This window comes from Lacinutrix mariniflava (assembly GCF_001418015.1).
Classification (GTDB): Bacteria; Bacteroidota; Bacteroidia; order Flavobacteriales; family Flavobacteriaceae; genus Lacinutrix; species Lacinutrix mariniflava.
In genome coordinates this window covers 19869-33537 of record NZ_LIQG01000032.1, presented here as the reverse complement: position 1 = coordinate 33537, position 13669 = coordinate 19869, and the positions used below count along the sequence as shown (strand labels likewise).

At 30.2% G+C, this 13669-nt stretch carries 13 protein-coding genes; 7 read left to right on the top strand and 6 right to left on the bottom strand.

Going from position 1 to position 13669, the window contains the following annotated elements; all coding sequences use genetic code 11:
* Positions 1-247: 247 nt before the first annotated feature.
* Positions 248-793 (bottom strand): hypothetical protein, encoded by a 546-nt coding sequence (locus tag ASC44_RS16145; protein WP_055448657.1) that lies wholly within the window; start codon positions 791-793, stop codon positions 248-250.
* 526 nt (positions 794-1319) lie between these two features.
* On the opposite strand from ASC44_RS16145, the gene ASC44_RS16140 reads away from it, so the two are divergent.
* Entirely contained in the window at positions 1320-2843 is a 1524-nt protein-coding gene (locus tag ASC44_RS16140) for a GH3 family acyl-acid amido synthetase (protein ID WP_055448656.1), read from the top strand.
* Here the strand turns inward: ASC44_RS16140 and ASC44_RS16135 are convergent.
* On the bottom strand, positions 2840-3445 hold the full coding sequence (locus ASC44_RS16135; RefSeq protein WP_241491444.1) for a hypothetical protein: 606 nt from the start codon (positions 3443-3445) through the stop codon (positions 2840-2842). The two genes, ASC44_RS16140 and ASC44_RS16135, sit on opposite strands and share 4 nt — an antisense overlap.
* Positions 3446-3665: 220 nt before the next feature.
* Between ASC44_RS16135 and ASC44_RS16130 the strand changes: the two genes are divergently transcribed.
* Entirely contained in the window at positions 3666-5882 is a 2217-nt protein-coding gene (locus ASC44_RS16130; protein ID WP_055448655.1) for a tetratricopeptide repeat-containing hybrid sensor histidine kinase/response regulator, read from the top strand.
* Between the two features lie 283 nt (positions 5883-6165).
* Here the strand turns inward: ASC44_RS16130 and ASC44_RS16125 are convergent, their stop codons facing one another.
* From ASC44_RS16125 to ASC44_RS16115, 3 genes are all read right to left on the bottom strand, one after another.
* On the bottom strand, positions 6166-6606 hold the full coding sequence (locus tag ASC44_RS16125) for a hypothetical protein (protein ID WP_055448654.1): 441 nt from the start codon (positions 6604-6606) through the stop codon (positions 6166-6168).
* Positions 6607-6908: 302 nt separating this feature from the next.
* Positions 6909-7157, bottom strand: a complete 249-nt coding sequence (locus ASC44_RS16120) for a hypothetical protein (RefSeq protein WP_055448653.1) — start codon at positions 7155-7157, stop codon at positions 6909-6911.
* Positions 7150-7605, bottom strand: coding sequence for a hypothetical protein (locus tag ASC44_RS16115; protein ID WP_055448652.1), 456 nt, complete (start codon positions 7603-7605; stop codon positions 7150-7152). The genes ASC44_RS16120 and ASC44_RS16115 overlap by 8 nt, the downstream gene beginning before the upstream one ends.
* A gap of 238 nt (positions 7606-7843) precedes the next feature.
* On the opposite strand from ASC44_RS16115, the gene ASC44_RS16110 reads away from it, so the two are divergent.
* The 5 genes from ASC44_RS16110 to ASC44_RS16090 are packed head-to-tail and all read left to right on the top strand — an operon-like array spanning position 7844 to position 13229.
* The gene (locus tag ASC44_RS16110; protein ID WP_055448651.1) at positions 7844-9799 is read left to right on the top strand and encodes a peptidylprolyl isomerase; all 1956 of its coding nucleotides are present in this window, start codon (positions 7844-7846) and stop codon (positions 9797-9799) included.
* Between the two features lies 1 nt (position 9800).
* Positions 9801-10655: a hypothetical protein gene (locus tag ASC44_RS16105; protein WP_055448650.1), complete on the top strand. Its 855-nt coding sequence runs from the start codon at positions 9801-9803 to the stop codon at positions 10653-10655.
* 1 nt (position 10656) lies between these two features.
* On the top strand, positions 10657-12069 hold the full coding sequence (locus ASC44_RS16100; protein ID WP_338035200.1) for a peptidylprolyl isomerase: 1413 nt from the start codon (positions 10657-10659) through the stop codon (positions 12067-12069).
* Between the two features lie 14 nt (positions 12070-12083).
* Positions 12084-13037, top strand: coding sequence for an AAA family ATPase (locus ASC44_RS16095; RefSeq protein ID WP_055448648.1), 954 nt, complete (start codon positions 12084-12086; stop codon positions 13035-13037).
* Entirely contained in the window at positions 13038-13229 is a 192-nt protein-coding gene (locus ASC44_RS16090; protein WP_055448647.1) for a GldL-related protein, read from the top strand. It abuts the gene before it with no gap.
* 52 nt (positions 13230-13281) lie between these two features.
* On the opposite strand, the gene ASC44_RS16085 is transcribed toward ASC44_RS16090, so the two are convergent.
* Positions 13282-13668: a response regulator gene (locus ASC44_RS16085; RefSeq protein ID WP_055448646.1), complete on the bottom strand. Its 387-nt coding sequence runs from the start codon at positions 13666-13668 to the stop codon at positions 13282-13284.
* Between the last annotated feature and the right edge of the window lies 1 nt (position 13669).

The window sequence follows — 13669 nt, the reverse complement described above, 5'->3', positions numbered from 1 at the left end:
TCGCATATGGTTCCGTATCAATGCATTATATTCAACGTTATATTATTTTCGAAGTTAGCAGATTTTTTTTTAAAAGTCAAGTTTAAGTTTCCTTATGTAAAGCGTGTTAATGTTATTATAAAGAGTCTAAAATACTTTTAATTACTAATTCAGAAAAACGTCAAAACGAATAGGAAATTCTCACGGATTTTCATAAGTAGGTGAGAACAAGCAATAAATTATATACGGTATTAAAAATACTATTTTATTAATCGCAACTATTATTGTAATAATTGATGATGTCAAACACATCTCTTTTTTTAAAATCTTTTCTTTTAATTTTCTCAATTAAGGTTGTACAATTTTTTAAAATCTTTAAATGTTTCTTTTTTATTCTAGTTCCAACCCTTATAAGTTTGTCTTTTACAAGAATATAATAAATTGTTGCAGAACCACCACCAAAAGTCATTCCGCCTCCTCCAAAACCGTTTGGGACTCCGGGATTAGATACTTCCTTACTATATAAAGAAATCTTCCCTTTTATATTTTCCTTAAATAATTTGGGTGGAAATCCGTCTTGATTTTTTACATATCTATATTTGTTGCCATCAGTATCAAATCCAATAATTTTGTTGTAATCATAAAATGTAGATTTAGAATCTTTTTCAGTCTTAAACTTAATTCCACCAAATATTTTAATTCGGACTAGACCTTTTTGATCAGTAGAGTCTTTAAAAAAAACAGTTCCCTTGTTGAATTGTGCATTAGCTAATGAACACGAAAAGATTATAATAATTAAAAAAATATTCTTCATAATATCTAGTTCTTTATATTTTCAATCATTAATTGTTTTCATCATACCAATTATCATTTTTGTATGTAATAGCACCATATTCAGAATGGTAAAAACACTTACTAGGTTAGTACTCTTTTCTATTTCAACAACAGAATCAGGAGGCCGTATTCCATTATCTAGTTGAGTATATTCATCATCGCAAAGATCGCTGTCATAACTGATGGAAAAAGCACTTATTAGTTTTATAATTAAGAATAAACTTATTTTTCTATATTTTGGTTTGTATTATTTGTAATGTCACTAGAATATGATTCCGTTTCAATGAATTATATTCAACGTTATATTATTTTCGAAGTTAGCAGATTTTTTTTACAAAGTCAAGTCTAAGTTTCCTTATGTAAAGAGTGTTAATATTATTCTAAAGAGTCCAAAATACTTATGATTTTTTTTTATTTTAAACCAAGAATTAAATTGGAGCTATTGGTTATTTTAAAACGTAATAACTTTTAATTACTAATTCAGAAAAACATCAAAACCAAATTACATGGAAATTATAGGAAATATTATAAAAGGAGCTATTAACTTAAAAGATGCTTTAACACCAGAAATTAAACCAATTGAAGCACAAGAAAAAGTCCTAAATAGCTTGTTAGAAACGGCTAAAGACACGTTGTTTGGTAAACATTATAATTTTGAAGCTATTTTGAAAGCCGAAAATCCTTCTGTTTTATTTTCTAAAAATATTCCTTATTTCGACTATAACGAAATCAACGCTAAATGGTGGAGTAAACTACACGCTGGAGAAGAGAATGTAACTTGGCCAGGAAATCCGTCTTACTTTGCATTAAGCTCTGGTACAACCGGAAAGACTAGTAAGCGAATTCCTGTAACAGATGCAATGTTAGACGCTATAAAACAAGCAGGAATAGATCAAGTTACCGCATTAAGCAACTTTAACTTGCCTGCAGATTTCTTTAGTAAAGAAGCAATGATGTTAGGTAGCTCTACAGATTTAATTGAAAAGGATGATCATTTAGAAGGCGAGATTAGCGGTATTACAGCTAGCAACATTCCATCATGGTTTAAAGGTTTTTATAAGCCGGGAGAAGATATTGCTAAAATAGATGATTGGGATAAACGTGTAGCAACAATTGCAAAACGAGCAAAACAATGGGATATTGGAGCACTAAGCGGCATACCATCGTGGATGGAGTTAATGCTAAAGGAAGTTATAGCATACCATAATGTAGAAAATATACACGATGTCTGGCCAAACTTACAAGTGTTTACTTCTGGAGGTGTGGCTTTTGGGCCTTATAAGAAGAGTTTTAATGCCTTGCTAGGTAAACCTGTTACAGTTATCGATACGTATTTAGCTTCCGAAGGATTCGTAGCGTTTCAAGCAAGGCCAGAAACTGATGCTATGCAATTGGTGACAGATGGTGGTATTTATTTCGAATTTGTACCATTTAAACCAGAGTACATTAATGAAGATGGTTCTTTAAAAGATAATGCGCCAAGCATGACATTAAAAGATGTTGAGCTAAATCAAGATTATGTTTTAATTATAAGTACTGTTAGTGGTACTTGGCGTTATTTAATAGGTGATACTATTGAGTTTACAGATATTGAAAGAGCAGAAATAAAAATAACCGGTCGTACTAAGTTCTTTTTAAACACTGTTGGTTCTCAATTATCGGTTAATAAATTAGATGATGCTATAAGTCATTTGGAAGAGAAATTTAATACTACAATTCCAGAATACACATTGTGTGCAAAACGATTTGATGATGGTTTTTACCACAGTTGGTATTTAGGTTCTACAGGTTTAAAAGAAGATAATAAAACTATTGTGGATGCTTTAGATAATTTCTTAAAAAATGCCAACAAAAACTATAATGTTGCCAGAGGTAAAGCTTTAGAAGGTGTAAAGGTTGAGGTTACAGCGCCTGATGTTTTTACAGACTGGAGTGGTGCTAGCAAGAAGAAAGGCGGTCAAGTTAAAATGGAACGCGTTATGGGAGAAGATAAATTTAAGGAATGGGAAGCTTTTGCAAACGCCCATTAAGACTTAGATAATTCTGAATCTCTTTTATTTATAATATCCATAATTTCCTCTGGAGATAAGTAGTACTTTTTAATACGAGCAATATATTTTTTGTCGATGTTCGCTTGGCTTAAAATAAAGTCTTTCGTTATTAAAATATACTTTTCCATTCCTGATTTTACGGCAAAAGTATCTGCAGATCGTTCTGCTTCAGCAATATGGTTGTCTGACAATAAGTACTTAAATCCAAACCATATTAGGTTTAAATTGCTCCTATTTCGATAGTCCATTACATGGCCAAGTTCATGACCAATCCAGCCAATTAAAACGTCTCTTGGCATGTTTTTAGTAAAGAGTACTTCTCCAGAAATATTAACAGTTTCACTTATATAAATATTATAAGAACGGTTTCCCTTTTTTCTAAAAAAGCTACCAATTGAAGGTTGCGCTTGCATTGTAGATTTTTTAATCTTCTTTTTAAATTCAAAATTTATTGGAGTGTTTTTTAAATCTGGGTAATAAGACAGCGCGATTTCAATTTCTTCCTTTATAGATTCGGGTATAGTTGATTGTGCGTAGAGAGTGTTAGTCATTAATAGTAAAATAATTAGTTTAAATTTCATCTTACTTTTAAGATAATAGATAATAATACAATAGCAAACCATTTAACTTTTAAGCTAAATACTTTAACATTAAAAGGGAATTAGATGTTGCTCTTTTTCTTTTAAATACTGAAGTTCTAAAGTTTTTTTACGATATTTTACCTATCTATATTTTAGTTAGTTTCAAAATATCTTATTATTATTGTAATACTAAAATCAACCTACTTATAAAGTCTATACCTTGAATAAAACTGTTTTACTTATACTGGTGCTATTTTTTCAGTTCGTAAATATTAATGCTCAATCTAGTAAAGAGTCATCTCAGTCTATTAATAAAAAGAAGGTTAAGCCTCAAGCTCATAAAGATATAGATACTTTAATTAAAGGTTTGAGAGATCGTTACTATGCTAAAGACTTCGTAAAGACAATTGATGATGCTAATGCGATAATAAAACAAGCTGTGGCGTCCGAATATTCCACTGGTGAATATACAGTTTCTAGTATTTTAGGAAACACTTTTATGCAGTTAAAGGATACTATTTCTGCAATAAAAATTATTAAGGACCAGTTAGAGCAAGCAGAAGTAAGAAAAGATTCGGCTAACTTTTTGGGAGCAAGTATCGATTTAGCAAATATTTATTTTTATCAAGGAGAAAACGATAAGGCAATTTCATCATTTAAGTCTGTAATACCTTATGCAAAGAAATCTAAAGATACAATACGTTTATTTATTTTAAATTGTAATATCTCAGAGCTTTACCTAGATAAAAAATCAGAGGCTAATGCGGTTTATTATTTATCCGAAACAGAAAAATATATAGAAGGACTTAAGGCGGCTCATTATCACGCAGGTTACCAGTTAAACGCTGGGAGGTTATTATATCTTCAAAATAAACCTAAGGAAGCAATCGAGCACTTAAAAAAAGCGATTGAAATTTCAAAACCAATAAATTATACCGAAGTTTTAATTAAAGGCTCTAAATATCATGCATTGGCTAGCGCAGATCTTGGCGAATTTGAGGAGGCTTATAAGTTACAGCAGCAGGTAGATTTCTATAATGAAAAAAAATATAATAAGGATAAAATAAATGCAGTAGAAACAGTCACTGCGAAATTTAATATAAAACAATATAAGCAAGACATAAAAAGGAAGGAACTAGAAAATAGACTAATTGAGCAAGAGGCAAAGAGAAATGAAAATAGATTGATAGGAGTTTCGGTTGGGTCTTCGGGATTACTTCTGTTGTTATTATCGTTATTATATTCCTATTATAAAAGAAAGAAACTACTTAACGATCTTAAAGAAGAGAATGTTAAATACCTAGTGGCAAAAGAAAAAAGTGAAGAACTTGCAAATGCAAAAAGTTTGTTTTTTTCAAATATCAGTCACGAGTTAAGAACGCCGCTTTATGGAATTATAGGACTTTCATCTATTTTAATGGATGATAAGGCTTTAGATAAACATAAGGAAGATGTTAAATCGTTAAAATTTTCTGCAGACTATCTTTTATCATTAATTAACGACGTATTACAAATTAGCAAATTAGATTCTAAACAGGAAAACAGTCTAAACAAGGTTGCTTTTAACTTAAAGGAGCTTGTTTTTGGGATAATGAAATCTTTTGAATTTTTGAAAGTTCAGAATATGAATACCTTTAATGTTAAGATTTCTGAAGACATACCTAGCATCTTAATAGGAGATGATGTAAAGTTATCTCAGATACTAATTAATGTTATTGGTAACGCTTGTAAATTTACAGAAAACGGAACCATTGTGTTAGATGTTGAAGCTGTTTTAATAGAAAATGAGCGTGTTAATCTTAATTTTAAGATTAAAGATTCTGGTATTGGTATCGCTAAAAATAAACAACAAATAATATTCGATGAGTTTGCTCAAGTAAAAAATGAAGGAGGAGAATACCAAGGAACAGGATTAGGACTTCCTATTGTAAGGAAACTTTTAGAGATACATAAATCTGAAATAAATCTTATTAGTGAGGAAGGCAAAGGCACGGAGATTAGTTTTGAAATTGCTTATGATATAGCTAAAGAAAGCTATGAGGTGGAACAGGACATTAAGTTGGAGTCTAAAATTTCTATAAATAATAAAACGATTTTAGTTGTAGACGATAATAGAATTAATAGAATCGTTACCAGAAAAATGCTTGAAAAATATAAGGCAAATCCTTTAGTTGCAGAAGGCGGAATTGAAGCTATAAAACTAGTGAAAGAGAAAGCTGTCGATCTTATTTTAATGGATATTAACATGCCAGGTATGGACGGACTAGAGGCTACTGAGGCCATTAGGACTTTCAATAAAAATGTTCCTATTATTGCGCTTACTGCAGTGGAAATTGAAGAAATGCGAGAAAGCATTCAAAATTCGACAATATGTGACATTATTATAAAACCTTATGACGAAGTTGTTTTCGTAGAAACTATTTTAAAACATATTTAAAGACTTCTTAATTGAGATTCATAATTTCTTGTAAAAGTTTCTTACGTAGAAATTTGTATTTAAAATATCAAGGAGAATGTGTAGATCATAATCTCTAAATTTAATTCAGGTAAAAATTATAGTAAAAACATTCTGAGACTTTAATGTGTTGATTTTGCGGAGGTTTTCAGTTAAAGTGATGTGTTTATAAACTGTTTAGATAAGAGATTAGAAAAGTGACTATTAAACAAAAAAAAACCAAGCTATATGGCTTGGTTTTTTCTGTTAGTAAAGCTTTTTAGTATTATGGGTTTGTATTTGTGATGACCCATTTACCAATATTAGCATTATATGTTAATTCAAAAGCATCTCCTTGTGCAATAGTCATATTCGAACTATAAGCAATTCTATTTGAATTGGAAGAGCCACTACTGTTATGTAAAAATGTAATAGAGCCATTAGTTGCAACAACTAATATTTTTTTACCATGGCTAGCTTTTTTTATACCTGAAACAATAACATCTTGATTTAGAGATAAAAACCTTGTTTTAGGTACAAATTTTCTTCCATTATTAGATTCTCCAGGAAATATTCCAACGTTAGCATTGTGAACTAATACAGGATTGGTGTGGTTATTAGTGGAGTCGTTAATTTCAAAACTTGCGGATGTATTTTCTAATGTTGTGGATGTAGCATTAAGATTTAGGATACAAAATAGCGTCAAAAATGTAGATAATTTTATCATAGGATTTAGGTGTAATATATTTGAATAGCTCGGTAAAAATACATTAAACACGGTTAAAACGCTAATATTAAGGATGTAAAAGCGAATGTTTTCTATTAAGAGTACTTAAACTCGTTAAAAAGTAGTTTTAATAGATTAAAAGATAAATATGAATGAGTGCTTATTGTTTCTCGTTAAAGTGTATTCTAACTATTTAGTATATAGTATTTTATATAAAATAATTGAATTAGAGTTACCGCACAGAGGAGTTTTCATGGAGCCATTTTAAACCTAAATATTTATGGCACTCTAATCATTGTATTCTATTGTAATAAGTCGGCATTATAAATTTGACCGCGATGAGGTTTTAAAGCATCTCTAACGGGTTTCATTTCATCTTCATTTACTACCATAAAAGCAATGGCGTGTAAATCACTAATAATTTCAAAACCAGTAACGTTTAAAGTCAGGTTTTCAATAGAAATGTATTCTTTTAAATGAATTTCGTGATGTTGGGCTATTTTTAAGCCATCAGGGCCTCTAAAATCCCATATTAATTTTAGTTTACGCATGTTTTACAGAAATGCCTTTTTCGGCAAAATTTTTAAAATCGTTAAGGTAGGTAATAGATTGTTTTTTTAAAGAATTTGGAGCTAATACCATCATAAAATGCATGAAGAAATTTGTAGGTATAAATTCACTTTTGCACACCCACTTAGTAAAACCTTCAGGAGTTTGTTCAAAATAGTTTTGTTGTATGTTGTGCATGCCCTTTGTGTCGTAGTGCATGTGTAACTTTTTAGGAAGTTGGCTTTCGGTAATGGTTTCTAACAGTATTATTTTACGCTTTCCAAAATTATAATTTAACCTCATTTTTGCACCAATTTCTCCAGGATCTCCAGTAACGTGTTCAAAACTCTCTAACCCACGTTGCCAATGTTTCATGTTTTCATGACTATCGAATTTTTTTATAAAGTGTTCAAGAGGAACTTCTATAATTATCTGCGAAGTGTATTTCATTTTATGTAAAAGTTAATACAGCAAAATTATACAATTTAATAGCAGCAGTTATTAAAGTGTCGCTAAATGATTTTTTTATTCGTTAAAAGGATCGTCTTTACTAGCATCTAAAGTAATTTACATAATAAACAAACATTTTTTCTACAATAAATATTCTTCATCTATCGTTTGGTATTGTGCTTGCTTTATAGGCTAATATTGTTATTTTTGCATCACTTTATAATATTTATATACAATTATGAAAATTAGATACCTATCATTCTTTTTTACTTTTATTTTCACGTCAATTTCCTTAGTTCAAGCTCAAGCTCAAACTCAAGACGTGCTTTTTACAATTGATGATGAGCAGGTTTATGCTTCGGATTTTATTAGGGTTTATAATAAAAATCTAGATTTAGTAAAGGACGAATCTCAAAAAGATATTGATGGCTATTTAAAACTCTTTATAAATTATAAGCTAAAGCTAAAAGAAGCAAAGCGTTTAGAATTAGATAAAAAAACAAGTTATTTAAGAGAATTTGAAAGTTATAAAAAACAATTAGCTGCAAATTATTTAACAGATAATAAAGTAACGGATGCTTTGATTAAGGAAGCACATAATAGATTAAAAACGGAAGTTAATGCAAGTCATGTACTAGTAAGAATTGAGCCAAGTGCGAGTCCTAAAGATACCTTAATAGCATACAATCAAATTTTAAAATTACGCGATCGTGTTTTAAATGAAGGTTATAAGGCTGTACAAAAAGAGGTACATAATGGCAAAACAATCTTTGCTGAAGATTTAGGTTATTTTTCAGCATTTAAAATGGTTTACCCTTTCGAAAATGCGGCGTTTAATACTAATGTAGGTGAAGTGTCTCAGCCTTTTAGAACACGTTTTGGATACCACGTAGTAAACGTTTTTAATAAGCGTGAAGCTAGAGGAGAAGTGTCTGTAGCACATATTATGATTAAGACAGATAAGAAGAATGATAAAGAAAGTGAAACTAAAATTAAAGAAATCTATAAACGCATCCAACAAGGTGAAGCATTCGATGCTTTAGCGAAACAATTATCTGAAGATAAAAGTACTTCAAGTAAAGGAGGAATGTTAAATCCGTTTTCTAGCGGAGAGATTAGTGCTTCGGAATTCGAGGAAGTAGCATTCGGATTAGAAAATATTGATGATGTTTCTAAGCCTTTTAAAACTCAGTTTGGATGGCATATAGTTAAACTGAAGGCAAAAAAAGGAATTGCATCTTTTGAAGAAATGAAGCAACAGTTAGAATCAAAAATTAAACGCGATTCAAGATCTAAAGTAATTAACGATTCTAGAATAAAAGGGTTAAAAGAAAGATATACAATAACAGAAAACACTAATGATTTAAACTACTTTAAAGAGATTGTAAGTCAAGACTATTTTAATAATAGCTGGAGCCTGCCTTTAAAATTTGAAGCAGAAAAAACATTTTTTAAGATTCAAGAACGTATATTAACTTATAATGATTTTGGAGAGTTTTTAATCAAAAACCAACGCAATTATTATAATAAGATCACTGAAATAGCTAATGTTGTAGATAGTGCTTATGAAAGTTTCTTAGAAAACGAACTACAAAAATATCAAGAAGATAATCTCATAATCGAAAACATAGACTATGCCCAAATTGTTGGTGAATATAGAGACGGTTTGTTGTTGTTCGATTTAATGGAAACCGAAATATGGAATGTTGCCAAAAACGATTCTGTGGCACTAGAGAACTACTATAGTACGCATGAAAGTAGTTATTTCTTTCCAGAGCGTATAAACGCAGTAGTGGCTTCTTCAGTTAAAAAAAATATTGTAAAAAAAATCGCAAAATTAATGGAGAAAGATGTCGATATTGAAGGCATGAAAAACTTAGTAAATACTAAAGGTCAGGTGAATGTTAGTTTTTCTTCAGGAGAAATGGATAAAAAGCATCAAGCGTTACCAGAAGATTTTAGCTTTAAAATAGGAGTTTCTAAAGTTTATAAGCACAATGATGCTTTTGTAGTTGTTAATGTTAGTAAGGTTTTACCTAAAAGACCAAAAACGTTTGAAGAAGCTAAAGGACTTGTAACAAGCGATTACCAAATTTTTAAAGAAGAGAACTGGCTTAAAGAGTTGCAAGATAAATATTTGGTAAAAGTTAATCCAGAGGTGCTAAAGAGTATAAAACAAACTTTAAAAAACTAATATGTTAAAGCGAATTGTATTTTGTGTAATTATTGGTTTTACTTTTTCTTCTTGCGAATATTTTAGGCAAGTTGAAACTGAAGATGCAATTGCTAGAGTAAATGAAACTTACTTGTATAAAGAGGATATAAAAACTATACTCCCAGAAAACTATACAAAACAGGATAGTACTGTTATAGTTAATAATTTTATTAATAATTGGGCTACAGAACAATTATTAGTTCAAGGTGCTACTTTAAATTTAGAAGATAGGACTCAGGAAGAATTTAAGCTTTTAATAGAGCAATACAAAAACGATTTGTATAGTAAAGCTTATTTAGAGGCTTTAGTGTATAAAAACTTAGATACTGTTGTTTCAACAATTGAGGCGACTAAGTATTACGAAAAAAATAAGCAGGCTTTTAAACTTAATGAAGACCTGGTGAAATTTAGATATATTAATATAGATGAAAATAGACTCGATTTTAGTGAGGTTAAGGAAAAGTTTAAACGTTTTAATGCTAAGGATAAACATGAGTTAAATGCCATAGCAATTCAATTTAAGTCCTATTCATTAAACGATTCAGTTTGGATAAGATTAGATCAAGTAATTACAAAAATACCAACAGTTACTACAGATAATAAAAATGAACTGTTAAAAAAATCTAATTTTATACAAAGCAAAGATTCATTAGGACTATATTTGATGCAAATTAACGACGTCTTACTTAGAAATGCAGAGGCTCCTTTAGAGTATGTGCGACCAACAATTAAGCAGATAGTAGTAAATAAACGTAAGTTAGAACTGGTAAGACAACTAGAAAAGGATATTACAAAAGATGCAATTAAAAATAAACAATTTGAAATTTACAATTAATTTGAAACACATAATAGCAGTTTGCTTAACACTTTTTGTAGCTAATGGAATATTAGCTCAAGAGATTATTGATGAAACACCTAAAGCTGAAAAAGTTGTAGACAGTATTAAACCAACAACAAATATAAAAGTAGATGGTGTGTCTGCAGTAGTGGGAGATTATATTATTTTAGAATCTGATATCGATAAAACATTGCTACAGTTAAAAGCACAAGGTGGAGATCCATCTGCTATTTCTAGATGTCAATTATTTGGAAAGCTTTTAGAAGATAAGTTATATGCTCACCATGCAATACAAGATAGTATTGTTGTTAATGATGCCGAAATTCGTTCTTATGTTAGTCAGCAATTAGAGCAAATTAAGCAGCAGGTTGGTGGAAACATGCAAGATGTTTTAGACTTTTATAAGAAAGCAGATGAGGAGAGTTTAAGAGACGAAATGTTCGAAATTAATAAGTCTCAGAAATTAGGTTCGGAAATGCAACGTAAAATTATTGACGAGATTGAAGTAACTCCAGAAGAGGTACGTCAGTTCTTTAATAAAATTCCTAAAGATCAACGTCCAACTTTTGGTACAGAACTTAAAGTTGCGCAAATAGTACTTAAGCCAGAGCCAACACAAATAGAAATAGATAATGTACTTGATAAGCTTAAAGCAATAAAGAGAGATGTTGAAGAAAATGGAGCCAATTTTAGATCTAAGGCTTTATTTAATTCAGACGATCCAGGTTCTAAGAAAAATGGAGGTGCATTACCTCCAATGAATCGCTCTAGACCAAGAATGGTTAAAGAATTTAGAGAAGTTGCTTTTTCTTTGCAGGAAGGTGAGATTTCAGAACCTTTTAAAACACAATATGGTTACCATATTATATTACTTGAGAAAATTAGAGGTCAAGAATATGATGTAAGACACATTTTAATGATTCCAGAAGTAGCAGAAAGTTCTGTAAAAGCAGCAAAGGAGAAAATTGAAGAGACTAAGAAAAACATTGAAGAGGGTAGTATTACTTTCGCAGATGCAGCAAGAGAAGTTAGTGACGAAATTGAAACTAAGTTTCAAGGTGGTCAATTAATTAATCCTGCAACCCAAGATTATAATTTTGAATTAACTAAAATAGATACTGAAATCTATGTTAAAATTCAGGATTTGGATAACAATACAGTATCTGATGTTCTTGTAGATAGAGATGAAATTGGAAATGTACAATTCAAGATATTAACAGTTACAGATAGAATTGATGAACATGAGGCAAATTACTCTCGTGATTATCTTAAAATAAAAGAATTAGCGCTTAACGAAAAACGTTTAGATGCTATTGGTAAATGGCAAGAAGAGAAAATATTAGATACTTACATTAAAATAAGTGGAGATTATAGAGATTGTGATTTTACTAACAATTGGCTTAAAAAATAATATAGAATAAAAGAATGTCAGACGTAGCAGCTATAAATCAATTAGTAAAAAAGTATAACGGATTAAGACAAGAGATTGCAAAAGTAATTGTAGGTCAAGATGATGTTGTAAATCAAATATTAATTTCCATTTTTTCGGGAGGTCACGCCTTATTAATAGGTGTACCAGGTTTAGCAAAAACGTTAATGGTAAATACCATTGCACAAACTTTAGGATTAGATTTTAAACGTATTCAATTTACACCAGATTTAATGCCTAGTGATATTTTGGGTAGTGAAATTCTAGACGAAAGCAGAAACTTTAAATTTATTAAAGGTCCAATATTCGCTAATATTATTTTAGCAGATGAAATAAACCGTACACCACCTAAAACGCAAGCAGCCTTATTAGAGGCCATGCAAGAAAGATCAGTAACGGTTGCAGGACATAATTACAAATTAGATTTACCATACTTTGTTTTAGCAACTCAAAACCCAATTGAGCAAGAAGGAACTTATCCTTTACCAGAAGCACAATTAGACCGTTTTATGTTTGCTATTAATTTAGACTACCCAACGTTTGATGAAGAAGTACAAGTTGTAAAAGCAACAACAAGCGATGCTAAACCAACTGTAAACGCATTGTTTAATGCACAAGAAATTATAGATTTTCAGCAATTAATTCGTCGTATTCCTGTAGCAGATAATGTTATAGAATATGCTGTTAAAATGGTTGCTAAAACACGACCAAATAAAGATACAGCTGCAGATTTAGTAAAGCAGTATATAGATTGGGGAGCAGGACCTAGAGCCTCTCAAAACTTAATTTTAGCAGCAAAAACGCATGCAGCGATTAATGGTAAGTTTTCTCCAGATATTGAAAACGTACAAGCTGTGGCAACTAGCATTTTAAGACATAGAATTATTAAGAACTATAAAGCTGAAGCTGAAGGCGTAAGCGAAGAACAGATTATTAAAAGTCTGTTTTAAATGAAAGCTAAACAGTTTATTCTTCCATTAGTTATTTTCATATTTGGAGTGATATTTAATATACTTGGTGCTTTGTTTAAAATTCAACATTGGCCTTTTGCGCCAGAATTACTAACTTTAGGTGTCTTAATCGAAGTTGTTAGTTTAGTAGTATTAATGGTGATTTTAATAAAATACTTTTTTAAGAAGTAAATTCTTATCAATAAAGTAGACTCCCAAGTAAGGATTATTTAATCTAAAAGCTTTAGTCTAAAGCTAATTTATTAAATATTTCTTTCATGCTTTTAAGATTTAAAGGTTTACTATAAAAATCTATAACATTTTTCTCTTTTTTTGCCATTTGCTTATCCATAATACTTGTGCTTGAAGTAACTATAACAATTTTAGACTTATGTGTTATGGTATTTAAACGCTTTATAAATTCCCAACCATCAATTTCGGGCATGTTTAAATCAAGAAGAATAAGATCTGGATGATATTCTGATATAGCGTTAAGGGCCTTTTTAGGACATATAAAGTCGTAAACACAATCACTCAACCCAGAAACCTCAATAAGTTTTTTAGATATTAAATTTGTAATGGCTTGATCATCCACTAAAAAAATTTTAATATGTGATGTCTTTTTCTCCATC

What these genes read in the sequence shown, in the direction of transcription:
- ASC44_RS16145 (WP_055448657.1), bottom strand. Translation starts at nt 793, where the DNA reads ATGAAGAATATTTTTTTAATTATTATAATCTTTTCGTGTTCATTAGCT.
- ASC44_RS16140 (WP_055448656.1), top strand. Translation starts at nt 1,320, where the DNA reads ATGGAAATTATAGGAAATATTATAAAAGGAGCTATTAACTTAAAAGAT.
- ASC44_RS16135 (WP_241491444.1), bottom strand. Translation starts at nt 3,445, where the DNA reads ATGAAATTTAAACTAATTATTTTACTATTAATGACTAACACTCTCTAC.
- ASC44_RS16125 (WP_055448654.1), bottom strand. Translation starts at nt 6,606, where the DNA reads ATGATAAAATTATCTACATTTTTGACGCTATTTTGTATCCTAAATCTT.
- ASC44_RS16120 (WP_055448653.1), bottom strand. Translation starts at nt 7,157, where the DNA reads ATGCGTAAACTAAAATTAATATGGGATTTTAGAGGCCCTGATGGCTTA.
- ASC44_RS16115 (WP_055448652.1), bottom strand. Translation starts at nt 7,605, where the DNA reads ATGAAATACACTTCGCAGATAATTATAGAAGTTCCTCTTGAACACTTT.
- ASC44_RS16110 (WP_055448651.1), top strand. Translation starts at nt 7,844, where the DNA reads ATGAAAATTAGATACCTATCATTCTTTTTTACTTTTATTTTCACGTCA.
- ASC44_RS16105 (WP_055448650.1), top strand. Translation starts at nt 9,801, where the DNA reads ATGTTAAAGCGAATTGTATTTTGTGTAATTATTGGTTTTACTTTTTCT.
- ASC44_RS16095 (WP_055448648.1), top strand. Translation starts at nt 12,084, where the DNA reads ATGTCAGACGTAGCAGCTATAAATCAATTAGTAAAAAAGTATAACGGA.
- ASC44_RS16090 (WP_055448647.1), top strand. Translation starts at nt 13,038, where the DNA reads ATGAAAGCTAAACAGTTTATTCTTCCATTAGTTATTTTCATATTTGGA.
- ASC44_RS16085 (WP_055448646.1), bottom strand. Translation starts at nt 13,668, where the DNA reads ATGGAGAAAAAGACATCACATATTAAAATTTTTTTAGTGGATGATCAA.